The 25812-nt window shown below is 47.6% G+C and carries 21 protein-coding genes and 2 tRNA genes; 11 read left to right on the forward strand and 12 right to left on the reverse strand.

What is annotated here, in order from left to right:
- Nucleotides 1–550: 550 nt before the first annotated feature.
- The 5 genes from AC1EK4_RS05850 (at nt 551) to AC1EK4_RS05870 (ending at nt 5014) form a co-directional block, all read left to right on the forward strand.
- Nucleotides 551–623 (forward strand) — tRNA-Gly (locus AC1EK4_RS05850).
- 36 nt (nt 624–659) lie between these two features.
- Nucleotides 660–745 (forward strand) — tRNA-Leu (locus AC1EK4_RS05855).
- Between the two features lie 29 nt (nt 746–774).
- Complete coding sequence (locus AC1EK4_RS05860; protein WP_036900494.1) at nt 775–2451, forward strand: tetratricopeptide repeat protein; 1677 nt, start codon at nt 775–777, stop codon at nt 2449–2451.
- A complete protein-coding gene (locus AC1EK4_RS05865) occupies nt 2452–3435 on the forward strand; it encodes a DUF4369 domain-containing protein (RefSeq protein ID WP_480357385.1) in 984 nt (327 codons plus the stop codon).
- 31 nt (nt 3436–3466) lie between these two features.
- The gene (locus tag AC1EK4_RS05870; RefSeq protein ID WP_480357386.1) at nt 3467–5014 is read left to right on the forward strand and encodes a YifB family Mg chelatase-like AAA ATPase; all 1548 of its coding nucleotides are present in this window, start codon (nt 3467–3469) and stop codon (nt 5012–5014) included.
- Nucleotides 5015–5235: 221 nt separating this feature from the next.
- Here the strand turns inward: AC1EK4_RS05870 and AC1EK4_RS05875 are convergent, their stop codons facing one another.
- The 6 genes from AC1EK4_RS05875 to topA are packed head-to-tail and all read right to left on the reverse strand — an operon-like array spanning nt 5236 to nt 11869.
- Nucleotides 5236–5718 carry a hypothetical protein gene (locus AC1EK4_RS05875; RefSeq protein WP_036898292.1) on the reverse strand — a complete coding sequence of 161 codons (483 nt, stop codon included), beginning with the start codon at nt 5716–5718 and terminating at the stop codon, nt 5236–5238.
- The gene (locus AC1EK4_RS05880) at nt 5708–6220 is read right to left on the reverse strand and encodes an RNA polymerase sigma factor (RefSeq protein WP_036898290.1); all 513 of its coding nucleotides are present in this window, start codon (nt 6218–6220) and stop codon (nt 5708–5710) included. Before AC1EK4_RS05880 ends, AC1EK4_RS05875 begins: the two co-directional genes overlap by 11 nt.
- Before the next feature lie 60 nt (nt 6221–6280).
- Nucleotides 6281–7054 carry an acetylglutamate kinase gene (argB, locus tag AC1EK4_RS05885; protein ID WP_480357387.1) on the reverse strand — a complete coding sequence of 258 codons (774 nt, stop codon included), beginning with the start codon at nt 7052–7054 and terminating at the stop codon, nt 6281–6283.
- A 6-nt stretch (nt 7055–7060) separates the two neighbouring features.
- The gene (gene speA / locus AC1EK4_RS05890; RefSeq protein ID WP_480357388.1) at nt 7061–8953 is read right to left on the reverse strand and encodes a biosynthetic arginine decarboxylase; all 1893 of its coding nucleotides are present in this window, start codon (nt 8951–8953) and stop codon (nt 7061–7063) included.
- Nucleotides 8954–9011: 58 nt separating this feature from the next.
- Complete coding sequence (locus AC1EK4_RS05895; RefSeq protein WP_036898279.1) at nt 9012–9539, reverse strand: shikimate kinase; 528 nt, start codon at nt 9537–9539, stop codon at nt 9012–9014.
- Nucleotides 9536–11869: a type I DNA topoisomerase gene (gene topA, locus AC1EK4_RS05900; protein WP_480357390.1), complete on the reverse strand. Its 2334-nt coding sequence runs from the start codon at nt 11867–11869 to the stop codon at nt 9536–9538. The genes AC1EK4_RS05895 and topA overlap by 4 nt, the downstream gene beginning before the upstream one ends.
- Nucleotides 11870–12101: 232 nt before the next feature.
- Between topA and AC1EK4_RS05905 the strand changes: the two genes are divergently transcribed.
- Complete coding sequence (locus AC1EK4_RS05905; RefSeq protein WP_480357392.1) at nt 12102–12248, forward strand: hypothetical protein; 147 nt, start codon at nt 12102–12104, stop codon at nt 12246–12248.
- A 43-nt stretch (nt 12249–12291) separates the two neighbouring features.
- Here the strand turns inward: AC1EK4_RS05905 and AC1EK4_RS05910 are convergent, their stop codons facing one another.
- The 6 genes from AC1EK4_RS05910 to AC1EK4_RS05935 all read right to left on the reverse strand — a co-directional run bounded on the left by AC1EK4_RS05910 (nt 12292) and on the right by AC1EK4_RS05935 (nt 19963).
- Nucleotides 12292–13137, reverse strand: a complete 846-nt coding sequence (locus AC1EK4_RS05910; protein WP_036898273.1) for a CPBP family intramembrane glutamic endopeptidase — start codon at nt 13135–13137, stop codon at nt 12292–12294.
- A 2-nt stretch (nt 13138–13139) separates the two neighbouring features.
- On the reverse strand, nt 13140–14075 hold the full coding sequence (locus tag AC1EK4_RS05915) for a bifunctional riboflavin kinase/FAD synthetase (RefSeq protein WP_480357394.1): 936 nt from the start codon (nt 14073–14075) through the stop codon (nt 13140–13142).
- A 3-nt stretch (nt 14076–14078) separates the two neighbouring features.
- Entirely contained in the window at nt 14079–16619 is a 2541-nt protein-coding gene (locus AC1EK4_RS05920; protein WP_480357395.1) for a calcium-translocating P-type ATPase, PMCA-type, read from the reverse strand.
- A gap of 181 nt (nt 16620–16800) precedes the next feature.
- The gene (locus tag AC1EK4_RS05925) at nt 16801–17352 is read right to left on the reverse strand and encodes a DUF3332 domain-containing protein (protein WP_480357396.1); all 552 of its coding nucleotides are present in this window, start codon (nt 17350–17352) and stop codon (nt 16801–16803) included.
- 91 nt (nt 17353–17443) lie between these two features.
- Nucleotides 17444–18973, reverse strand: coding sequence for a DUF3943 domain-containing protein (locus AC1EK4_RS05930; RefSeq protein WP_480357398.1), 1530 nt, complete (start codon nt 18971–18973; stop codon nt 17444–17446).
- A 6-nt stretch (nt 18974–18979) separates the two neighbouring features.
- Nucleotides 18980–19963: a hypothetical protein gene (locus AC1EK4_RS05935; RefSeq protein ID WP_156431068.1), complete on the reverse strand. Its 984-nt coding sequence runs from the start codon at nt 19961–19963 to the stop codon at nt 18980–18982.
- Between the two features lie 545 nt (nt 19964–20508).
- Here AC1EK4_RS05935 and AC1EK4_RS05940 point away from each other — a divergent pair.
- From AC1EK4_RS05940 to AC1EK4_RS05960, 5 genes are all read left to right on the forward strand, one after another.
- Nucleotides 20509–21156 carry a hypothetical protein gene (locus AC1EK4_RS05940; RefSeq protein ID WP_036898250.1) on the forward strand — a complete coding sequence of 216 codons (648 nt, stop codon included), beginning with the start codon at nt 20509–20511 and terminating at the stop codon, nt 21154–21156.
- Between the two features lie 3 nt (nt 21157–21159).
- The gene (rpoN, locus tag AC1EK4_RS05945; protein WP_480357399.1) at nt 21160–22650 is read left to right on the forward strand and encodes an RNA polymerase factor sigma-54; all 1491 of its coding nucleotides are present in this window, start codon (nt 21160–21162) and stop codon (nt 22648–22650) included.
- A gap of 75 nt (nt 22651–22725) precedes the next feature.
- Nucleotides 22726–23343 carry a phosphatase PAP2 family protein gene (locus AC1EK4_RS05950; protein WP_036898245.1) on the forward strand — a complete coding sequence of 206 codons (618 nt, stop codon included), beginning with the start codon at nt 22726–22728 and terminating at the stop codon, nt 23341–23343.
- Between the two features lie 16 nt (nt 23344–23359).
- Nucleotides 23360–23869 carry a 5-(carboxyamino)imidazole ribonucleotide mutase gene (gene purE / locus AC1EK4_RS05955; RefSeq protein WP_480357401.1) on the forward strand — a complete coding sequence of 170 codons (510 nt, stop codon included), beginning with the start codon at nt 23360–23362 and terminating at the stop codon, nt 23867–23869.
- Nucleotides 23869–25740, forward strand: coding sequence for a 4-hydroxy-3-methylbut-2-en-1-yl diphosphate synthase (locus AC1EK4_RS05960; protein WP_480357403.1), 1872 nt, complete (start codon nt 23869–23871; stop codon nt 25738–25740). Before purE ends, AC1EK4_RS05960 begins: the two co-directional genes overlap by 1 nt.
- Nucleotides 25741–25812 lie beyond the last annotated feature (72 nt).

Here is a 25812-nt window from a genome sequence, read left to right on the forward strand (position 1 = left end):
AAAAGCCCCACCCCGCCCCGCCCCAAAGGGGGAGGGAGTGGTGGGTTAGGGTTGATGGAATAGAGAATAAAGTTTATCGGCAGCTTTTACCTCTTACTTTTTAACTCTCACCTCCTATCTTTTACCTCCAAACTCTATCCCCTCCCCTTTCGGGGAGGGTTGGGGTGGGGCCTTTGCACCGCCCCCTCAGCATCGCTGCCTCGGCTCTTCAACAATGCTGCCCGGTCTTTGCAGCAACGCTGCCCCAGCCCTGCAGCGTATAGAGAGTGAAGAGTAAGCAGTGAGAAATGAGAGTTTTGAGGATTTAAAACCAACAACAGTAGAGACGAAAAGTCCGCTGCCTTACAAGCGAACTACAACATATTGCTGGCTTATACCGACTATTATATCTAAGGACAAAACATAGAACAGAACCCAAATAGCAAACACTGCTCCAACACTCTCAATTCCTTGCTTTTACAAAAAAAATGTAATTCGTTTGGCTATTCCGAGATTATCAACTATCTTTGCATCCACGTTGCAGAACGAGGTAGCTCGTTTAGCATGCTACGCGGAAATAGCTCAGTTGGTAGAGCACGACCTTGCCAAGGTCGGGGTCGCGGGTTCGAGTCCCGTTTTCCGCTCTCTTTACATTCTGAAAGACAACAAAGATTCCAGTAGCCGCAATGGTGGAATTGGTAGACACGAGGGACTTAAAATCCCTTGGCCAGTAATGGCTGTGCGGGTTCGAGTCCCGCTCGCGGCACTTTTTACCTCCTAAACTTTAATCGTAGTATGAATAAAAGTCTTATTCTTTCTTTATCTGCCGGCGTATTAGTTGCCCTTTCCTCTTGCTCGGGGAAGATGGGAGCGCTTTCAGCAGACCATTTCACAGTAGATCCTAACCCATTAGAGACAGTAGGCGGCGAAGTTCCTGCCACCATCAACGGTGTGTTTCCTGAGAAATATATGAAGAAAAAGGCTACCGTAACCGTTGTTCCTGAACTGCGTTATGGCGGTGGACAGGTGGTCAAAGGACAAGGTGCTACTTTCCAAGGCGAAGGTGTGATGGGTAACAACCAAAGCATTTCGTATCGCTTGGGTGGCCGTTACACCATGAAGACCAACTTCGATTATACGCCTGCCATGCAACAAAGCGAGTTGTATCTCACATTCAATGCACGCATAGGTAATAAGACGGTGAAAGTTCCGGCTGTGAAAATTGCTAACGGTGTCATCGCTACAAGCGAACTTTATCGCCAAACTTTGCTGAACGGAGGGGCTTGTATAGCTCCCGATTCTTTCCAGCGTGTGAACGCTATGAAGCAGGAAGCCAACGTAAGATTCCTTGTAAACCAAGCTAATCTGCGCCAAAGCGAACTGAAAAACAACAGCGTTCAGGAGTTTGTGAAACTGCTCAAGAAGATTAATGCCGACCGCGAACAACTCAATATTCAGAACGTAGAGGTTTCGGCATACGCTTCACCTGAAGGTGGATTCGACTTCAATGATAAGTTGGCCAACAAGCGTCAGACCGTAAGTGAGGGTTATGTCAAACAGCAACTCAAGAATACAAAGGTGGATGCACCCATCGATGCTCACTATACAGCACAAGACTGGGAAGGTTTCCAGCAATTGGTTCAGGCTTCCAATATACAAGATAAGGATGTCATCTTGCGCGTACTCTCCATGTATAAAGACCCACAGGAGCGCGAACAGCAGATTCGTAACATGAGCGAGGGATTCCGTGAACTGGCCAATGAAGTATTGCCCGAATTGCGTAGAAGCCGCCTAATCATCAACTACGAGACCATCGGACGCGACGACGAACAGATTAAAGCACAATATGCTGCCGACCCTGTCAAATTGAGTTTGGAAGAATTGCTCTACGCTGCTACCTTGGAGGAGAACCCAGCCAAGCAAGCTGCCATCTACAAGAAGACCACAGAACTTTACGATAAAGACTATCGTGCTTACAACAACCTAGGTGTCTTGGCTTTCAACGAAGGCAACAATGCAGCCGCTGCCGATTACTTCAAGCAGGCACAGCACGTGGATAGTAAAGCTCCGGAGGCTTTCGCCAACCAAGCACTATTAGCTTTACAACAAGGAAATGTGAAAGAGGCCGAAGCTAAACTAGCGGATGCAGTAAATGCCAACGGCTTCAACGAGGTGATGGGTAATCTGAATATTGCCAAAGGAAACTTTGCACAGGCTGCAGAAAACTTGAAGAACTCCGATAGTAACAGCGCTGCACTGGCTCAAATCTTAAACAAGGACTATGCAGCTGCAATCCTTACACTGAAGAATATCAAGCATCCTGATGCCATGACAAGTTATTTACATGCCATCATCAGCGCACGCATGAAGAATAAATATGCTTCTAACTCATATCTAAAAGAGGCATTGCAAAAGGATTCTTCGTTGTCTAAATATGCTGAGAAGGATCTTGAATTTGCCAAGGTCAGATAAATGAGAAGACTCATACAGTTTATACTGCTCACCCTTATTTTGGTTTCGTGTGGGACGAACGGCCGACATTTTAAGATTGACGGGCGTCTCATCAACCTGAATCAGGGTGAGTTTTACGTTTATAGTCCCGATGGTGGCCTCAATGGTATGGACACTATCAAAGTGGTAGGTGGCCGTTTCTCGTACGAGACTCCGCTCGAACGCGAAGCCACACTGATGATAGTATTCCCCAATTTCTCCGAACAACCGGTGTTTGCTGTACCGGGTAAGACTGTCGACATCAGTGGAGATGCGTCTCACCTGAAAGAGATGGAGATAACGGGAACTAAGGATAACGAACTTATGACGAAGTTCCGCAGGCAGATAGTGAACAACTCGCCACCCGAAATCAAGAAACATGCCGAACTGTTTGTAGCCGACCATACCGATTCACCAGTCGGAGCTTACTTAGTAAGCAAATACTTTCTGCTGACACCACAGCCCGATCATGCCACAGCTATACGTTTGTTGACGACATTGAGACAGGCGCAACCCAACAATGGATACGTGGCTCGACTGCTCCAGAAAGCACGTAGCATGCCCACAAAACTACCTAAATTTACGGCCGTAGACCTTAAAGGCAAACGTATCACTAGCCCTACACTAGCCAAAGCACCTATCGCCATCATCAACACATGGGCTACATGGAGTTACGAATCGATGGATGCCGTACGCCTACTCAAGCAATATCATGAGGATTTGGGCAACAAACTGGCCATCATCAGCATATGCTTGGATGCCGATTCCAAACTCTGTAAGGACAATGTGGAGCGCGAAGAATGGGGATGGAGTGTAGTTTGCGACGGCAAGATGTTCGATAGTAACCTCATCAAACAACTAGGCCTGTTCAATGTTCCCGACAATATCGTCATGAAACGTGGGCGCATCGTTGGGCGCGGAATGAATCCCGAACAACTTCGTAGTGAACTGGAGAAGATGAAATAACGACATCGTCGTACCTTAATACCAAGAAGACATGCTAGTAAAGACTTATTGTGCGGCCGTCAATGGTCTCGACGTGACGACCGTTACCATCGAGGTTAGCTTGACACCGGGAATACTCTACCATCTTACCGGACTTGGAGACGAGGCCGTAAGAGAGGGACGCGACCGCATAGCTGCAGCCCTGCAATACAATGGTTATCAGTTCCCGAAAGCCGACATCACAGTGAATATGGCACCGGCCGACCTTCGTAAAGAGGGTAGCAGCTTCGATTTACCATTGGCAATTGCCCTTTTGGCTGCCAATGGAAACATTCCCGACGAACGTTTAGGACGCTATATGATGGTGGGCGAATTGAGTCTCGACGGGCATCTACAGCCCATCAAAGGTGCCTTACCCATTGCCATCAAAGCACGCAACGAGCACTTTGACGGTCTCATCGTGCCCCAACAGAACGTGAGGGAGGCCGCCGTGGTGAACAACCTTAATGTCTATGGCATGGAATCGCTGCTCGACGTGGTGAAATTCATAGCCGGAACAGATAGCTATTCACCCACCGTCATTGATACACGACGTGAGTTTTACGAGCAGCAATATAAGTTTGACCTCGACTTTGCCGATGTTCGGGGACAGGAAAATGTGAAACGTGCGCTCGAAGTTGCGGCCGCAGGTGGACACAATCTCATTATGATTGGACCACCGGGAAGTGGCAAATCGATGATGGCCAAGCGGTTACCGTCTATCCTTCCGCCCCTTTCGTTGGCCGAAAGTCTTGAAACTACGCAGATACACAGTGTGGCTGGGCGACTGGGAATGAATGATTCGCTCATCTCACAACGCCCTTTCCGCGCCCCTCACCACACCATTTCGGAGGTTGCCCTCGTTGGTGGAGGAGCCAATCCCATGCCCGGCGAGATTAGTTTGGCTCACAATGGCGTGCTCTTTTGCGACGAATTACCGGAATTCAACAAGCATACTTTGGAGGTATTGCGGCAACCATTAGAAGACAGAAAGATAACCATTAGCCGTGCCAAATATAATGTTGAATATCCATGTTCATTTATGTTCGTGGCCAGTATGAACCCTTGTCCGTGCGGATATTACGGCGATCCCACACACAACTGCGTATGCCTGCCCGGTCAGATAGTGCGTTATATGAACAAAATCAGTGGTCCTTTACTCGACCGCATAGACATTCAGGTAGAAATAACACCCGTTCCATTCAAGGATTTAAGTAAGGTTCAGCCCGGCGAACCAAGCAGTGCCATCCGCGAGAGAGTCATCAAAGCACGCGAAATACAGACGGCTCGCTTCCGCGGACAGGCTCACGTGCATTGTAACGCACAGATGACCGAACGCATGATACATCAATTTGCCGAGCCGGACAGTGCCGGCTTAGACATGCTTCGCACCGCTATGGAGCGATTAAGTTTGAGTGCTCGCGCCTATAGTCGCATCTTGAAAGTGGCTAGAACCATTGCCGACTTGGCTGGAAGCAACCAAGTAACCGCCCAACATATTGCCGAAGCTGTGAGTTATCGCAATCTTGACCGTGGAGATTGGGCTGAAAGGCAAGGATAGACAAGTGTAATGAAGGAAGTTATAGAGTTAATCGAAGTTATACCAAATACTCTATATCTCTTTATAAAAAGGTTATCATTGTACACAAAATAAAAGGGCTGCACCTCTTGGTACAGCCCTTTACTACGTTAGTATGTTATGAAAAATTTGAGAGAATAGAAGCTTCACAGCTTCATTGTTGTTTTACTAAACATGATTTATAGAGAAAGCATAGAAATAATCTATTTGAGTATAACCGTACCGGGAACCTGAACTGCATCTATACTAGAATGCTGAACAGAGTCGATAACGGCTGAATCGGTCAGCGCTACAGAAGCCCCTTCGTGGGTCTTCTCCATCATTGTACCCGCATAACCATCATTTTTATCATCAAAAGTGGCTTGAGCGGCATTGCCAAGTGTCAAGATAATGGCCACCACAGCAGCTGCCTTAAACAGCGGACGCAAGCGATAAGCCATAGAGACGGTGCGTGCCTTCACAGGCGCAACCTCTTCTATCATAGACAATATCTTAGCATCAAAGTCGCTACCCAGCACATCCTCACGTACCTCCTGTTGCTCATAAGCGAACAACGACTTGTACTTGAGCAGGCTGGCAGGAATATCTTCCTGACTAAAGAATGCCTTCAGAATCTCCTCTTCTTCGAGAGTTGTCTGCGCATCCCAATAGCGTGCCAACAGCTGATCGATGTATTTATAATCCATAATTGTCGATTTCTTGAAATTTAACTTTGATAGCCTGACGTGCTCGGTAAATATTTACCTTCACTTGTTCTTCGGTTATACCAAGCACGGAGGCTATGTCCTTGTAGGGCTTTCCCTCAAAATCGCGCAGTTGCATACAACTTCGCTGCTTTTCGGGCAACTCATCCACGAGCTTCTTGACTACATCCAACCTATCGTTTCGTAGCATTTGCTCGTACGGATCAAGAGATTGATCGGGGCTATCGGTATCATGTTCGTCAAGCGAATCATTCTGATTACCGTGGCGTTTGATGCTGTCGAGTGCTAAATTTCGACATATTGTAAAGCAGAAAGCCTCAATGGACTCTATTTCCTGCCATGTTTCGCGCCTATCCCACACCTTAATCATCGTCTCCTGTACAATGTCTTCGGACTCGGCGCTGTCTAGCGTAATGCGGAGAGCGAGCCGATAGAGCTGATTCTTCAGCGGCAGTACATCGTTTCGGAAGCTGATAATTTTCATCTCTCTAATTGAATGACGAATGGAATAAAGTAAAGTTACAGTATAAACAAAAATTAACTTTCATCGAATAACGGTACCTTGCAGACCGTCAATAGCCGTGGCTTGTGTGATGATAACACTCGAAACACCGGCTTCTATAGCTGCCAAAGCATTCTCCAACTTAGGAATCATACCCCCGGCAACAATGCCATCGGCCACATAACGTATAAAGTCTTGACGTGTAATCACGGGGATTACACTGTCGTCATCGTCGGGATTGCTCAACACTCCTTTCTTTTCAAAGCAGTACATGAGCGTCACATCGTATTTTACAGCCAATGCTTTAGCCGTCTCACCGGCTATAGTATCGGCGTTGGTGTTGAGGATATTGCCCTCACCATCGTGTGTCAAAGGAGCCATAACAGGCGTCAGACCGGCCTCAATGAGTGTAGATAGTCCATTGGCATTCACTTGGTCTACATCTCCTACAAACCCATAATCCACGCCATTCTGTATCGGTCGACGGTGCGAACGAATGGCATTGAAATCAGCACCCGTTAGTCCGAGGGCATTGACACCTATCGCTTGTAAGCGAGCTACGATAGTCTTATTCACCAATCCACCGTAGACCATCGTCACCACTTCCAGCATCTCGCGGTCGGTAATGCGTCTACCATTCACCATCTTACTCTCGATACCGAGGGCAGCAGCCACCTTCGTAGCCCTGCGACCACCGCCATGAACCAACACTTTACGTCCTTTTATGGCCGAGAAATCTTGTAGAAGACGAGCCAACTGCGCCTCATCTTCTACCACAGCACCCCCAACTTTAACGATAGTAAGCTTTTCCTTCATTGCGATTTACTCCAAATAAGTGTATCCGTATAGGCCCGAACGGTAATTACTTAGGAACTCTTTGCCCTCTTCCAAAGAGATTTTACCCTGCTTAACGCTCTTCGTCACCCAAATTTCGAGTTGTCTGACGAGTTTCTTAGGGTTGTATTGAACGTAGTCGAGCACTTCTTCCACCGTCTCACCATCGATGATTTGGTCGATATGATAACCTCCATCCTTCACCGAAATGTGCACAGCGTTGGTATCACCAAACAGGTTGTGCATATCGCCGAGTATCTCTTGGTAAGCTCCAACGAGGAAAACACCTAGGTAGTAAGGCTCGTTACGCTTCAAAGGATGAACAGGCAACACGTGACTGACACGTCCGTCGTTCACGAAATTAGCTATCTTGCCATCGCTATCACACGTAATATCCTGCAAAGTAGCATTGCGTGCGGGTCGCTCATCAAGTCTTTGGATAGGCATTATGGGGAACAATTGGTCAATAGCCCAGCTATCCGGCAAGCTTTGGAACAACGAGAAGTTACAAAAATATTTATCAGCCAAGAGTTTATCAAGTCCTTTCAATTCCTCCGGCACATGTTTCATTGTCCTACAAAGCGAGTTGACTTCGTGGCAAACACTCCAATACATGCTCTCAATCTCGGCACGTGTCTTCAAATCAACAATACCATGAGAGAAGAGTTCTAACGACTCATCGCGTATCTGTTCGGCATCGTGCCAGTCTTCCAACATTGAGCGTGGATTCAGGTTATCCCATATTTCGTAGAGGTCTTTCACCAGTTGATGTTCCGTTTCTTTCGGTTCAAACTCTTCAGGCATCTCCGGTAGGCTTGCAGTCTCAAGCACATCGATTACCAATACGGAGTGATGAGCTGTGAGCGAACGTCCACTTTCAGTGATAATATTGGGATGTGGAATAGCATTTTTATCGGCCGCATCCACGAAAGTATACACACAGTCGTTCACATATTCCTGTATCGAGTAGTTCACAGAGCTCTCACTGCTCGACGAACGCGTACCATCATAGTCGACACCCAGACCACCACCGCAATCCACGAAGTCTACTTCATACCCCATCTTGTGCAGGTTGATATAGAATTGTGCTGCCTCTCGCAGGGCTGTTTGGATACGACGAATCTTTGTTATTTGGCTTCCTATGTGGAAATGGATAAGGTGCAAGCAGTCCTTGAGTCCCTTCTCTTCGAGCATTTCCAATGCTTTCAACAACTCAGACGAATTCAATCCGAACTTGGAAGCGTCTCCACCACTTTCTTCCCATTTACCACTGCCACTCGAAGCGAGCTTGATTCTGATACCCAAATTAGGTCTTACTTTCAGTTTCTTGGCTGCTTGAGCAATGATTTCAAGCTCGTTCAACTTCTCTACAACGATGAAAATACGCTTTCCCATCTTTTGTGCGAGCAGCGCCAACTCTATATAGCTCTGGTCTTTATAACCATTGCAGATAATCAACGAGTCGCTTTGGCATTGCACGGCAATCACAGCATGAAGCTCAGGCTTTGAGCCGGCCTCCAAACCTAGATTGAATTTACGGCCGTGTGAGATGATTTCCTCTACCACCGGCTGCATTTGATTCACCTTGATGGGATAAATAATGAAGTTCTCGGCCTTGTAGTCGTATTCCTTTTTCGCCTTACTGAAGCACGAAGCTGTCTTCTCAATACGACTATCAAGGATGTCGGGGAAGCGTAACAACACCGGTGGCGTCACGTCGCGCAGGGACAATTCGTCCATCACATCGCGCAAGTCTATCTGCGTATTGTCTTTGCACGGGGTGACATAGACGTCACCTTTAGGATTAATGCCGAAATAAGAGGTTCCCCATCCATTGATGTTGTAGAGTTCCTTGGAGTCTTCAACAGTCCATTTTTTCATTGAAGTATCTTGTTTTGGAAGTTAGCTGAATAAATAATAATATGTGAATCGAGGCAGCTTATACCTGTACGAGTTCCCTCACTCTCTTCACTGAAATCTTGATTTTCTCGAAGTTATCGAGCAAATTCACGTCTAGTGTATGCTTGGCTTGGGCGTAGAAAGGTTCCCGATAGGCCAATTGTTCATGAATGAAAGCCTCCACTTCTTCGGGAGTCTTGTTGAGTAGAAGGGGGCGAACCGACCGTCCCATCTTCAAATGTCCATACAATACCTCAGGCGTGGCCTTGAGATAGACCGTCTCTCCCTGTCGATTCATGTAGTCGATATTATCATAGAAGCAGGGCGTACCGCCACCACAACTGATGACAACATCCTCAAACTCGGCTATCTCATGCAACATGTTGCGCTCAATTCGGCGAAATCCGTCTTCTCCTTGTTCGTCGAATATCTGCTTCACCGTCTTGTGCATCCGGCTCTCTATATACCAATCGAGGTCATAGAAAGGTAATCCCAACTCTTGAGCCAGTGCCTTTCCCACCGTCGTTTTGCCGGCACCCATGTATCCTATGATAATGATTCGCTTCACTTCTTGCGACGTGTTTTAGCTTTCGGAGCCGGAGCTGTATTCACAATCTCCATACATTGCTCATAAGTAAGATCGGTAGCCTTCTCATGGAGTGCTTTAGGCATGCGATAGTTGTTGCCATCGTATGCTATATAAGGGCCGTAACGACCATTAAGCACCTCCAATTTAGCATCCTCATCAAACTGCTTCAAGTGGCGTTTCTCTTCTTGTTCCACCTTCGCTTGAATTAGTTTCACCGCCGTATCAAGCGTCACTGTCATGGGGTCTTCACCCTTGGGCAGCGACACATACTTCTTGTTATGCATGATGTAAGGACCAAAACGTCCCGAACCTATGACTACATCGGTACCCTCATATAGCCCCACCGTGCGGGGTAATTTGAACAGTTCCAATGCCTCTTCAAGCGTTATCGTTTCCATACTCTTATCAGCCGGCAACTGCGAGAAACGTGGTTTCTCTGCGTCATCGGCCGTACCTATCTGTACCATCGGACCAAATCGACCGATTTTCACAAACACCGGCTTACCCGATTTCGGGTCGGTTCCCAGCTCACGCTCGCCCGCTTTATGCTCCGAACGTGCATTCATCACTTTCTCTACAGTCGGTTCAAACTTCTTATCGAAGTCTCTCATCATGTCGTGCCAACCTTCCTTACCCTCGGCTATTTGGTCGAACTGCTGCTCCACACGTGCTGTGAAGTTGTAATCCATGATGTCGGGGAAACTCTGCATCAAGAAGTCATTCACCACAATGCCGGTATCTGTAGGCAGCAACTTACCTTTCTCGCTACCCACCATTTCTTTCTTGACGCGACTGGCAACCTTGATTCCCTTCAACACATCAATGGTATAAGAGCGCTCTTCCCCCTTTCTATCGCCCTTCTGTACATATTCACGTTGCTGAATAGTACTGATGGTGGGAGCGTAAGTAGACGGGCGCCCAATGCCCAACTCTTCGAGTTTATGCACCAAGCTAGCCTCCGTATAGCGAATAGGTCCTTGACTGAAACGTTCGGTAGAGCTGATTTCACGACGCTGCAACACGTCACCTTCCTTCATGGCAGGCAACATATTGGTCGACTCTTCCGATGCGTTATCTTCGTCGTCTACCGACTCGCGGTACACTTTCAAGAATCCGTCGAAAGCTATAACCTCTCCGGTAGCCACAAATTTCTCGCTAGCTCCCGATATATTAACGGTTACTGTGGTCTTCTCTATCTGCGCATCAGCCATCTGACTAGCTGCCGTACGCTTCCAAATCAGGTCGTAGAGACGCTTCTCCTGCAACGTTCCGTCAATCTCGGTTGTTGCCATAAAAGTCGGACGAATGGCTTCGTGAGCCTCTTGCGCACCTTTGGCGTGCGTATGATAGTTACGTGATTTGCTGTATTCTTTGCCGTAACGGCCGATGATTTCATCCTTACTGGTATTGATAGCCAGCGACGACAGGTTCACAGAGTCGGTACGCATATAAGTGATACGTCCACCCTCGTATAGTCGTTGAGCCACCATCATGGTCTGGCTCACCGTGAAACCGAGTTTACGGGCAGCCTCCTGTTGCAATGTAGAGGTTGTGAATGGGGGAGCAGGAGTGCGCTTCAACGGTTTTTTGGCAATGCTGGAAACCGTAAATTCAGCATCCTTACACTTATCCAAGAAAGCCAATGCTTCCTCGTGAGTTTTGAAACGAGTATCGAGTTCGGTCTTCACTTCCGAGGCCGAACCATCACTATGCACGATACCAAAGATGGCATTCACACGGTAGTAAGGCTCTGATTGGAAAGCTTGTATCTCGCGTTCGCGCTCAACAATGAGTCTCACGGCAACACTTTGTACACGACCGGCACTCAAAGCCGGCTTCACCTTGCGCCACAACACGGGCGAAAGTCTGAATCCTACCAATCTGTCAAGTACTCGACGAGCCTGCTGTGCGTTCACCAAAGACATATTCAGACGACGCGGATGCTCAATAGCTGCCAAGATAGCAGGTTTCGTTATCTCGTGGAAAACAATACGACTGGTTTTCTCTTCGTCCAATCCCAACACCTCGCACAGGTGCCATGAGATGGCTTCTCCCTCACGGTCCTCATCGGAAGCAAGCCATATCTTACTTGCTTTCTTTGCCGACGCTTTCAGTTCGGCAACCAGTTTCTTCTTCTCTTCGGGAATTTCGTAGTCGGGTTCTAGCGTCTTTGTATCAATACTAAGCTCTTTCTTCTTCAAATCACGGATGTGTCCGTAAGAAGACATTACCTTAAAATCCTTACCTAAAAACTTCTCTATCGTCTTTGCCTTAGCCGGACTCTCAACGATAACTAGATTATCTTGCATAGTTACGAATGTACGTTATTAAGGCGCAAAAGTAAATAAACTTTTTGCTTACACCTTATATATATAGTGTTTTTTTATTTTCTTAACTATCAAGTCTGTAGGAATTCTCTATTATTCAATGCTATTCAGCTTATCACTAATACAAAAATCATAACGGCATATCACTCTAATTATCCCCATAGTCTGCCATCATCATTTTACGACAATCTCCATCTCACATTCCAATAAAAAAATGAATACCTTTCAAGACTCATCAACTCTCTTTACTGCTACGGCTCAACAACGATACTGTCTAGCCCAAACAGCAATGCTGCCAAGCCTTGACAACAAGATTGTCAAGGCTTGGCAGCAAATCCAAATCTATTTCTTGAAAATGTAAAAGCAGGCTTTATTGCCTTCAAAATATGTTTATCCGAAGTTCCTTATCCCTTCTTCTGACTTTTCAAAGGCAATCGCATGTTCAGTTGGAACAGTGCCGGAAGCAGGATACAGAGCGAGAATGCCACCCACAGATACACGCGCATTTGACTGCCACCGGCCAAATCGATGAGCTTGGCATCCTCCATTCCGGGCATCAGATTGGTCACTACATAAGCAATTGTATTGTTCACCCAATGCAAAACGACACCGGGAACGATGCTATCGGTACGGTAGTACATCCATCCCAACAACAATCCGAGTAGCACGGCATGCACGAATTGTGGTAGATTACCATGTACACAACCAAAGAGTATCGCTGAGATAAGGATGGCAACCCAATGCCATTTTTCCCCCATCACTTCGAGCAAACGACGCAAGATGGCTCCACGGAACACCACTTCTTCCACAAACGGAGCCAAGATTCCGATAACTACATAGCCTAGTGGCTCGCTCATGATGCCTATAAACATCTTCTCTAAATAGTCGGGCATGTCCATCTCAAGCATCTCTTGCATCCATATAGAGGGTATCAAAGTGCCCACCGTTGCCACCGCAATCCACACCAACGTGAGCCAAGGGCGCATCGCTATGTAGCTACGAGAGTAAGGAGTCCACTTCCGCCAAAAGAAGATGGCAATGGTCAACAGGCTGCTTATCACCGTTGACACGATGACATTCATCGGACTAGGCAGCCAACCGTTCCTCAAGGTCGCTATTACCTCAGAAGCATTCTTGCCCGAAGCGCTCAGGTCTATCGCCTCCGTAGCAAACTGTACCAGTATTTGTAGCAAGATGAACACGATGAGATACCATGCCACATCCCATATGATCTTGATTGTCTTATTCATATTCACATTCTTAATATTTCTTTTATTTCTATCGCGTCTTGACGCAGTCGATCTACCAACTGGCGTATATTATCGTATCTTTCTTCGCTACGTGTGCGTTTGACGAACTCCACTTCCACCTCACGGCCATAAATATCGCCTTCAAAGTGAAAGATGTTCACTTCTTGTGTACGCTCCGTTCCATTATAAGTGGGGCGTGTTCCAATGCTCATCATGCCACCATACGTCAGCGAATCGCCTTCTACACGCACCCGAACAGCATATACCCCCATGGCTGGAACAAGTTGATTGGTGTCTTGTACATCTATGTTGGCCGTAGGATAGCCCAACTTCCGTCCCTCTTGAAAGCCGTGAACCACTCGTCCACAGATATTGTAATGATAACCCAAGCAGCGATTGGCCAACTCTACCTCGCCTTCTTGCAACAACGAACGAATGACCGACGAACTCACATTGACACCCTCTAGCACGAAAGCCTTGCTTCTAACAACATCCATTCCCAACTCCCGACCATAGCCTACATAGTCGTCGAAGCCCTCAGCACGGTTGTGTCCGAAGCGATTATCATACCCTGTCAACAAGCAATGCACATCCAATTGGTTGCGCAACAACTGTTCCATGAATTCCCGTGCAGTAAGTCCGGCCATTTCACGGTCAAAATCCAGCACCACCACACAGTCCACACCGGTCTGCTCCAAGAGTTCTAATTTACGCTTATGCTGCGTCAGCAACTGGGGCACATAGTCGTCTTGCAACACAGCTCTAGGGTGTCTTGCAAATGTAATGACCATTGAAAGCATCCCACGACGGGCAGCCTCAGCCTTCAATTGGTCTATCAGAAACCGGTGTCCAAGGTGTACGCCATCGAAAAAACCAACGGTAGCTACACTCGGCAGCGATGGTTTCTCCGTATGACCTATGATTTCTATTTTGCTCATTTCCTATTTTTCTCTTAGTCTCAAGCCCCATCTCCACAGCTCACCAAACCACAGCACCATCGAAGTAGCACCTATAATCGTCAGCCATTCAGTAGTTGAGAGAGGCACGGTGCGGAACATCTTACCACCGAAAGTGACGATTCCCCACTGTCCGACGAGTATGATAAGCAGCACAAGACCTAATCCTTTGTCGGCCCACAGGCGTCTGAAAGCCGAATGATGCGACCTTAGACACTTGGCATTAAACAGGTTCCAGAACTGCAACATCACAAAAGTGGTGAAGAAGATAGTCAGTTCGTGGATGTCAACACCACCGATTCCATGTCCCCCAACAATGATAAGGTATATCAACATCACGATAAAGAACGCCACACCACAGAAGATGATACCGCGAGCCATGCCCTTTGAGATGATGAAATCGCTCTGCTTGCGAGGACTTTCAGTCATAACCTCACGCGAAGGAGGTAACGACGACAGCGCCATAGCGGCAAATGTATCCATAATCAGGTTCACCCAGAGTATCTGAGTAACGGTCAATGGCATCTCGGTACCAACCACCGAACCACCCAACACGAGCAACAAAGCCGCCAGATTCACCACCAACTGGAAGAAAAGGAAGCGCTGAATATTGCGATAAAGCGACCGTCCCCACATCACGGCATTGGCTATCGAGCCGAACGAATCGTCTAGAAGAGTCATATCGGAAGCCTCTTTGGCCACACTGGTACCGCTTCCTAGAGATAAGCCTACGTGTGCATAGTTCAGCGCGGGGGCATCGTTGGTACCGTCACCCGTCACTGCTACCACATGACCGCGGCGTTGTAACAGCTCCACGAGTCGCTGCTTATCGGTCGGTTTGGCTCTCGACATCACGCGTATCTGCTTTGCTCGATCGTAAGCCTCATCGTCTGAGAGAGCCGCCCACTCCGTTCCGGTGATGAAAGCTGCTTGAGGTGTGCGCTCATCGCAGACTCCTATCTGTCGCCCTATCTCCGCTGCTGTAGCCGCAGTGTCGCCTGTTACGATTTTCACTTCGATACCGGCGTTGCCACAAGTGGACACTGCTGCGGGCACATCCTCGCGTATCGGGTCGGAGATAGCAGTGATTCCCTGCAGTCTACAACCTCTGGCAAAGGCCAAAGTACGCATGGTTTTGTGCTGATATTCGGCTAACTTTTGCGATATTTCAGCACGCTGTGCATCGGTCATATCACAATATTTCATGACTATCTCAGGTGCTCCCTTGATATATCTAGTACCATCGGCCACCGTAGTCGACATGTACTTCCGCTCCGTAGAGAACGGTTGACGCTCCACGAGCGGCCGTTCGCTACGCAATTTTGCGTAATCAAAGCCTTCTTTTCGTGCCCAATTGAGCAACGCAACTTCTGTAGGATTGCCAACACCTTCGTCTCCATTCAACTCGGCTGTGGTGTTAGCGGCTATCGCTTCGGCCATTTCCCGCTTGTCACCATCCACGATGACCATATCTCCTACGGTCATTCGGTTCTGCGTAAGGGTTCCCGTCTTGTCGGTACAAATGACGGTTACAGCCCCCATTGTCTCACAGGCATGCAGCTTACGCACCAAGTTGTTGCTCTTCAGCATACGTCTCATGTTCAAGGCCAACGACAAAGTGACGGCCATCGGTAACCCTTCGGGCACAGCCATCACAATGAGTGTAACAGCCATCATGAAGTATTTCAACACCGTTTCGGCCATAAGGATATAGTTGGTACTATGCCATACGGCCGGATTGGTGAGTATATCGTGTAGCAAAAAAGCCACAAATGCCAGTATAGACACTCCGGTTCCCACCTTGGAGACAAGCCTCGCCAACTTACCCAACTGTATATTCAGAGGGGTTTTAATATCTGTGGCCTCACTGGATTTGCGTGCTACCTTGCCTATCTCGGTCTCATCACCCACCGCACGTACCACAGCTAAGCCCTGACCACTCATCACCATCGTCGAACGCAGGATGATATTGACCGGATAGGTAGACTTATTCTGCTCCTTACTGGGATCGGCATGCTTCGTCGTGATAGGTTCACCGGTCAACGACGACTCGTCTATTTGCAAATCTACCGACTCCATCAACTGCGCATCGGCAGGCACTTCGTCGCCCACTTCTATCAAGATGACATCGCCCACAACAACCTCTCGACGCGGAATCTCCATCACCCGACCGTCTCGACGCACCTTCACAGACTGCTCATCTGTCAATGCTGTGAGTACATTAAACTTCCGTGCGGCATCGCGCTCGAAATAGAAACCCACCGTCGTAGCCAAGAATATAGCCATAAAGATACCGATGGTCTCCACAAAATCGTGCTCTACAAATGCCAATATCAGCGAAATGGTAGCGGCTACCAGCAAAATTTGAATAATCGGGTCGCGATACTTCTCGGCATAAAGTTTCCAAAGCGAAGTGCGGGCAGGCGGTGTCAACACGTTCTCGCCATGCATCTTACGGCTTTCACTCACCTCAGAAGCACTGAGACCATGTTTATATTTCTCGGTCGCTGCGTTGTCTGTATTCATTCATCAATGTTTTCTGCAAAGTTAATTCAATTTATCCACGAATCCAAACACGCCACATATATTTAGATAAAAAGAAAAAGATAAGAGGTAAGAGAGTTGACTATCAAGTCAGTCTCTTACCTCTTACTCAGCACCTCTTGTTACTATCAACTCTCCGAAAAGAGGAATTACAGGGTGTTTTTTATCTCATAGCCCAGTAAGTGCCCATGCCTGTAGCCATCTTCAACTTATAAACACCAGCCTCATCTTGCGTCACGGTCACATCTTTACCGTTACCCAAATGAGCTTGGATAGTACCATCGTCGTTGAAAGTGAAAATATCTGTGGTCTTGCCATCCTGCTTTTGCGACCATGTCTTGGTCTCTTGATTGTACACAAAATAGAGTTTCTCACCGGTAGGTTTGGTAATCTCATAACCATCTTTCAACGTCTTTACAGCATAGTAACGACCATCCTGCCCCTTCACTTCTTGTGTCTTACCTACATTTTGGGCTATCGGGTTACTTCCGGTCCAAAATTCCATGGTGTTGAGAACCAACGCATCAACGAGCGTACAAACTCCATAAGCCGGAGAGATAATCAAGAAGATAAGTTCGTTGAGGAACTTACTGTTCGTTGCACCTTTGTTCCAATGAGCCAACTTATTGAAGAGGCTGAACGAGCCCACACACGATGTACTTAAAAGGGTGGCTGCCATGAAGCCGGCAACGACACCGAGATGTTTCATTTTCATTACTTGAGTCTTTTAAAATTAATAATAGTTGGTAAAATTACAAATAATTCCAGTAAGTCAAACAGATTGACCTAGTTTAACATTTTGTCACTTACAGCACTAGCCCCATGCGCAATTCAAAAGTCTGGGCATGCACATTGGTATAATATTTATACCGCGTAGTACGCAAAAAGTAGCTTCCACTCAATTCCACTCCCATACCATTGCGCAACTTAAACACGAAAAGCGGATTCAGCACAAGCAGTTCCGCATTGCCCCAATCGCCTTGCGCGTTCAGATAGAGTGGATCTATACTGGCTAAGTCTTTACCCTCATATCCTTTCCAAGTATATATATGGTAGTAATCTACATTGAAAGCAAAGCGTCCCATACGCGGGAAATCCATCTGTGTATTGAGTTTTAGACTATATCCACTACCCATATTATAGTCGCGATCTATCATATTATAGTAGTCGCTTTTGGTTCCACCGAGCAGTATAGCGTCGAGGAATATACGCTGTTCGAGACGTTGTAGGTTGCCCACATGGGGAAAACGATAGATGACACCGGGGCCAAATGCAGCAGCTTCGCTAATGCGATAGGGAGTCAACGAGGTACCATTCTTCACCGGACTCGAATCATAATAATTGAAATGCTGAAAGATTCCGAACTGACTTTGGATACCATCGAAATTCTGGTTCTGCACTCCCCAAATGCGTCCGAGCAGATGAACACCATTGACCAATGGTTGATTACGCGACAAACCAAACGTAACATTGGCCATGAAATAGTCGTATGGCTTCATTGTCTCTTCCTTAAAAGGGTCGCCATACTCCAAGTAGAAGTTCACATAAGGATTACTCTCACCTCGAAACAGTCCACCATCATCGGCCAAATAGCGCAATCCGACAGTTGCTTTGAAGTCTACTGGGAACTGTTCATAATCATGATAGAGATAGTTTTCTTGGCGAATGCGCCACGCATCACCATTCATCAACCTCACCAAACCTTGCATCGGATTGACCACCGTGGCTCCAAATTCGCGTAAGAAGCGACGGAAGCCGTGTGCACGATCATTGAGAATGAGGGATGAAATACGATGCGTAATCTCGCCAATGGCTATTCCGCCGAACGTAGTAGCCATCAAATCGTTAATGGCCGGAGGCTCTTTCTCGCCACAAAACTCCCACATCAGGCTGCCACCCAGCGCATAAGGGGCACTCTGCCAAAACGAAAGGCCACGACTACGGGCACTATTGAAGTAGAGGTTACCATGATACGGATGGGCAAAAAGATTGGTAGAGAACTGATCGTTATCCCACACGAAGGCATGACGGAAATTGTTGCCGATGGTCTTAAACGTCACTTTGGCAAAGTCTTCGCCCATCACAAAGCGGTCGAAACAATGTACGAACACGTTGATACCAGCTGCCTGGACGGCCGCCTTCCACGGATGTGGATGCAAATAGTCGGGATCATCGGTACGAAACCGGTTATGCCATACCAACGAGTCGGTCGGAATAATTTGCCCATAGGGCGCTATATCGCGCTCATGTTGTATCACGACGGTATCCGAGAGATGTTGCGCCTGTCCTGACAACACTGCCATCCATACGAAAAGGATAAGGAAAAACTTCTTCATACTTGCTTATTTACGATTGTAACGAATGGAGATACCACCTTGAAACAAGAAGCGATGCCGATAGTCGCCGCCACTATAATAGCGGGTATCTCCATATCCCGTGCTGACGAAAGCACCCAATATTTCGTTCACTTGGTAGTCCATGTTCACGTGCACTTGCAGAGAATAGAGTCGTTTAGGCGTCTCCTGACTATGAGGTTTGAAGGTTTCCACATGGAAAAAGCCCACATCACCACTCACCGTCCAGCGTGGCCACAATCTGAAATACTGTCCGAGGCGATAGTAGATAGCTCCAGAAAACTCCTTATCAAGCCCCAAATAGTGGGTTCCGACACCAATCATATTATAGGTACTATGGTTGCGGAAGCGCATTGCACCATTGAACTTGGAGATAGTACCAGCAAAAACGAGGAAGTCGATGCATGTCTTCGGATTCACATTAACAAGTCCTATCTTGTGGGCAATGGTGTCGCGAGTGTAGTTGATGATACCCACTTGCCAGCCACGAGGATGACTTACCGCCACATTGAGCATTCCTATCTGCGATCCATTCAGGCTGTCGGCATAGTTATAGGGCGCAACCTGTAAACCACGCATATAACCCGAACACACATTGACGGCTCCGGCTATCTGCATACCCTCCTTGATTCCCATGGATATATTGGTAACTCCGGCTATCTGTGTACCCTGCATCGGAGTGGTACTCACATTGGTAAGTCCGGCTATCTGAAAGCCTTTCATGCGATGAGACACCGTCATTAGACCACCCACCGACAGCCCTCGCATCTCACCGGACACAACAGAGGAGAATACCCCCACTTGAACACCATGCAAAGTATCTACTTTGCTGAGTAGTCCCAAATTAAGATGCCCCACCAAGCGACCGTCAGTGGCATGACGGTTAATACCGAAACCGATATTCGGAAAATGCTTCTGTGCTGGCGACAGTGTTGCAACACACAGGAATAAAGATAGTATGATTATCCTCACACAGTTACAATTCAAATGCTTGAATAAAGAAATGACATGCATATTGATCCAATACTAATTCAATACAAAGGTACAAAAAATCACGCATATCAAGTATTTCTCACTGCTAGCTCTTTACTCTCTATACGCTGCAGAGGCAGGGCAGCAGTGCTGCAAAGTCCGAACAGCAGTGCTGAAGAGCCGAGGCAGCGATGCTGAAGAGGCGGTGCAACAGCCCAACCTCAGTCCTTTACAGCCCCACCCCGCCCCTCCCCAAAAGGGAAGGGAGATGGCTTCGAGTTGATAAGTTCTTTAGTTGTGGGACAGAAAAGGTCTATTTCTTACTCCCTCTCCTTTTGGAGAACCAACGGTCATCGACCGAGTAGTTGCAGTCGGCTCAGCCGGTGCGACAGTAAATGAGGGAGATAATGGATGGGGAGAGGCTTCTGTAGAGACGTGGCATCCCACATTCCTCCCCCAACATAGGCTGGTATCTCAACAAAATCAAAGTAAAACTTTGCTTTTGTCTGCAAATTACACTATCTTTGCGATAAAAAGAAAGAGCGATGGTCATGCATCCTTTGTGGGAAGATACATACTGGCTGATTCTCTTACAGCTATACCTAAAGAAGCCCGTTGGCGTAAAGGCACTTTATTCGAGAGCCTTGGTCGACGTGGGAATGGAATTGCATATACCACCAACATTTCTTTATCAACAGATGTTTCACATCAGAAGGCTCGACACACCTAGCATGAAAATGTTGTGGGAGACATACGCTACGCACCCGAAACGGTTGGCTAAAGAGGTAGGAAAATTACGAACCATGTGCGGATTCGGCCAACCAGACGCTTTCTACGAGGGTGTGGACATCCACGAAACATTCGAGAGCGACTTCCGGCCGGTATCTGTTAGCTGTCCGTTGACACCTACCATGCTCATCATGATACTCGACTTATACTTCCGACTCACGCCCATTACGATGGTGGACGAGACACCCGAAGTGGTGGAACTAAGCCGGCTCATGGGCATAGACGTGCAACATGTGGTAGCAGCGATGGAGGCTTTCCAACTTTGCGATCCCTATCTCGCTCGGCCTCAACAACCACATGAACTACTCGAACCATGCCGACGCGTATGGAACAGATACGGCAATGGCAATCCGGAGGAACTCTCCTCGATGGCAGCGCAACTCTCGGCATACTTCAAAGAATAGGCTATGGCACAGAAACTCGTACAAACTCAAGAACAGAAACTGGCGCAAGTACAACGCTTGTCGCAACAGCAGATGCTCAATGTGCACCTGTTGGAAATGCCATTGACGGAGCTTGAGGAAAGTATCAATGCCGAACTAGATGACAATCCGGCACTGGAAAAAGGCGACGAAGAGATGCCGGAGTCGACTGTAGACGACCGTCTAGACAGCCAAGATGATGATTTCGACACAGAGAACGAGCGTGAAGAGCGGCAAGATGCACTCGATGCCGCCCTCGAAAACATAGGGCGCGACGACGAAATGCCACAGACCTACAGCGGCAGCAATAACCAAAATGCCGACTACGAAGAGATGGTTTATGGCGACACCACGTCGTTTTACGACAAACTAAAAGAGCAAATGGGCATGATGGAGCTATCAGAACAAGATGTCCAAGTAATGGAATATCTCATCGGAAGTCTTGATGACGACGGCTTGTTGCGCAAAGATTTGGACAGCATTTGCGACGAATTGGCCGTATACCATAATATAGATGTGCCCGAAGAGGAAATAGAACGCTTGCTCGGATTGCTGCAAACGATGGACCCGGCAGGTATCGGAGCACGCTCACTACAAGAATGTCTATTACTACAAATAGACCGTCGACCCGATAATAAGCTCAAAGAATACATGCAACGTGTAGTCAACGACTATTTTGAAGAATTCACCCGCAAGCATTGGGATAAGATTCAAAGCCAACTAGGACTGAACGATATACAGACCGAAACGTTGCATCGAGAGCTCATAAGACTCAATCCGAAACCCGGAGCATCACTTGGTGAGACCGAAGGACGGAACGTCCACCAAATTACACCCGACTTTATCATCGACACAGCCGATGATGGTAGCGTGAGTTTCTCGCTAAATAGAGGGAATATTCCGGAGCTGCATGTCTCGGAATCATTTGCCAATATGATGGCAACCTACAAGAACAACAAAGCCGGAATGAGCCGCCAGATGAAAGAGGCATTGCTCTATGCCAAGGGTAAAGTAGACAAAGCACAAGGCTTTATCGAGGCAGTGAAGCAGCGACAACACACGCTTACAGTCACCATGAAAGCTATCATAGACTGGCAATACAAGTATTTCGAAGACGGAGACGAAGCCGATTTGCGCCCGATGATACTGAAAGACATTGCCGACAAGACGGGATTGGACATCTCAACCATCAGTCGTGTAAGCAATGTAAAGTATGCCCAAACACGATGGGGAACATTTCCACTGCGCTATTTCTTCACCGATAGCTACACGACAGAGGAAGGTGAGGAGATGTCTACACGCAAAATCAAGTTGGCACTCAAAGAGATTATCGACAAAGAAGATAAACGTAAGCCTATGAGCGACGACCTATTGACGGCCGAAATGAAAAAGATAGGCTATCCGATAGCCCGACGTACGGTGGGCAAATACCGCGAACAACTCGGCTTACCGGTTGCCCGACTGCGCAAAACGTAGCTTTTGGGAGACAAAAAAGAGAATAAGAATAAAAGATTAATAATTGAATTGAAGATTTTAGATTAACCATAGGTAATGAAAGAAAAGGACCTTATAACGGCTGCGAGAATTATAAGTATCATCTTCTCGCCCTTCTATCTGCCACTATTGGGACTGGTAGCACTCTTCGTACTCAGCTATCTGAGCATGCTTCCGCTATCTTATAAGCTCTCCGTTTTGGCTATGGTCTATCTTTTTACCATCCTTACGCCTACCCTACTCATACACATGTATCGTCGTTATCATGGGTGGACACTCATCGAATTGGGTGCTCGCGAGCGCCGAATGGTGCCATACGTCATCTCCATATTGTGTTACTTTGCCTGCTATTATCTGATGAATCTGCTCCATGTGCCCCACTTTATGGGTGGTATCTTGGTGGCAGCGCTCGTCATTCAGATTATCTGTGCACTGATAAACGTATGGTGGAAGATTTCTACCCATGCTGTTGCGAGTGGCGGAGTAGCCGGTGCGCTGATGGCATTTGCCCTCATCTTCGAGTTCAACCCGGTATGGTGGCTTTGCTTGGTCATGATATTGGCCGGCTTGGTAGGTACCAGTCGCATGATTCTGCGGCAACATTCATTGGCCCAAATCATTGCGGGCTTCTTCTTAGGACTATTATTGGCGTTTGTCGCCATAGCAATTATATAATTAAACATCCATTTATATGAAACCTATTGTGAGTATTATCATGGGCAGCACAAGCGATCTGCCCGTCATGGAAAAAGCTTGTAAATGGCTCGAAAATCAAGAGATACCTTTCGAAGTGAATGCTCTTTCGGCTCATAGAACGCCCGCTGCGGTCGAAGCTTTTGCCAAAGGTGCTCGCGAACGCGGTATCAAAGTCATCATAGCAGCAGCTGGAATGTCGGCCGCTTTGCCCGGTGTTATCGCCGCATCTACCCCACTTCCCGTCATTGGAGTGCCTATCAAGGGCATGCTGGATGGGCTTGACGCCATGCTTTCCATAATCCAAATGCCACCCGGAATACCCGTAGCTACAGTGGGAATAAATGCTGCTCAGAACGCAGCTATCCTAGCGGCGCAAATCATTGCGGTCTCCGATGCCGACATGGCAGCCAAAGTTGACGCTTGGAAAGCGTCTTTGGGACAAAAGATAGAGAAAGCAAATGCAGAGCTAGCAGATATAAAGGACTATAAGTTCAAGACCAACTAATGATAGATTTATTCAATTATCAACGGCGCAAATCGTCCGTTGTACATATCGGAGCCATCGACATGGGCGGCGAAAATCCTGTCCGTGTACAGTCGATGACGACCACCAACACCAACGATACCGATGCTTGTGTGGAACAAGCAGAGCGTATCATCCGCGCAGGAGGAGAACTCGTGCGACTCACAACACAAGGTTCAAAGGAGGCAGAAAACCTCAAAAACATCAACGCGGGCATTCGATCGCGTGGCTACAACACCCCACTTGTAGCCGATGTACACTTCAATCCCAACGTAGCCGATGTGGCTGCTCACTACGCAGAAAAAGTAAGAGTGAATCCGGGAAACTATGTTGACCCTGCTCGCAAGTTCATTAAGTTGGAATATACCGACGAGGAATATGCGCAAGAGTTAAAGAAGATAGAGGATAGATTCGTACCGTTTCTCAACATTTGTAAGGAGAATCACACGGCAATTCGTATCGGTGTGAACCATGGATCGCTCTCTGATCGCATTCGCAACCGCTATGGTGACACACCGGAAGGTATCGTTGAGAGTTGTATGGAGTTTCTCCGTATCTGCAAAAAAGAAAATTTCAACGACGTAGTCATCTCCATCAAGTCATCAAATACGGTGGTCATGGTACGCAGCATGCGCCTCTTGGTCGACACGATGGAGCGCGAAGACATGCACTATCCGCTGCATTTGGGCGTCACGGAAGCCGGAGAAGGCGAAGATGGACGTATCAAAAGCGCTGTAGGAATTGGTGCTTTATTGGCCGATGGCATCGGTGATACCATTCGTGTATCGCTCAGCGAGGAGCCGGAATGCGAGATTCCTGTGGCTCGTCACTTGGTAGATTACCTCGGAAAGCATAGCGGTCACATGCTCATTCCGGCCGAGCCATATACCGGTTTCGACTGGTTGCGCCCTGAACGACGCCACACCAAACCCGTACACCACGTGGGTGGAACACAGGTTCCTGTGGTTATCGGTAATCTGGGAAACGACGATAGCCGCGACAAGCAGACTCCCTCGCAACGTCCGGACTATATTTATGCCGGCTCGGCAATGCCCGACAAGTTGTTCCCCGGGCAGAACTACATCCTCGATTTCAACACATACGCCGAATTAGCAAGCCAAGGTGGAGACGTTTCTCACATCTTCCCCATCTTCCCGGTAAGCGCTATGCCATTTATAGGACAAGTTTCTGCTCCGCTCAAATTCCTCGTTCTGCAATATGGCTGTCCCACAGAAGAGTATTTGGCATGCCTCAAGAGTCACCCAGAAGTGGTGGTCGTATGTGCTTCAAATCACCAAAACAGATTAGGAGAGCAGCGTGCTTTGGTTCACGAGATGATGAATGCGGGAGTTGAAAACCCTGTTATCTTCGCACAGATGTATCGCCATTCACAGCTTGAAAAGAGCGATTTGCAGCTCGAAGCAGCAGCCGACATGGGCGCATTGATGATAGACGGACTCACCGACGGTATCTGGCTGATGAACGATGGTACCATTCCACAAAGCTTCATCGACCAAACCGCCTATGGAATATTGCAGGCTTCGCGCCTTCGTACCACCCGAACAGAATACATCAGCTGCCCCGGTTGCGGTCGCACCTTATATAATTTGCAACAGACCATCGCCCAAATTCGTGAGGCAACCAAGGATATGAAGGGTCTCAAGATTGGTATCATGGGCTGTATTGTGAACGGTCCGGGCGAGATGGCCGATGCCGATTACGGTTACGTAGGAGCCGGTCCGGGCAAGGTTTCGCTCTATCGCCGACAGGAATGTGTAGAGAGAAACATCCCTCAAGAGGTGGCCGTGGAACATCTACTCAATCTGATTGAAAGCGACAAAGTTTTGAGTTAAGAGTGAGAAGTGAGGATTTAGGAGTGAGAAGTTGATTAAAATAAGATACAGCTTTTCATTCCTAATTCCTCA

Source organism: Prevotella sp. C0026C3 (assembly GCF_056590795.1).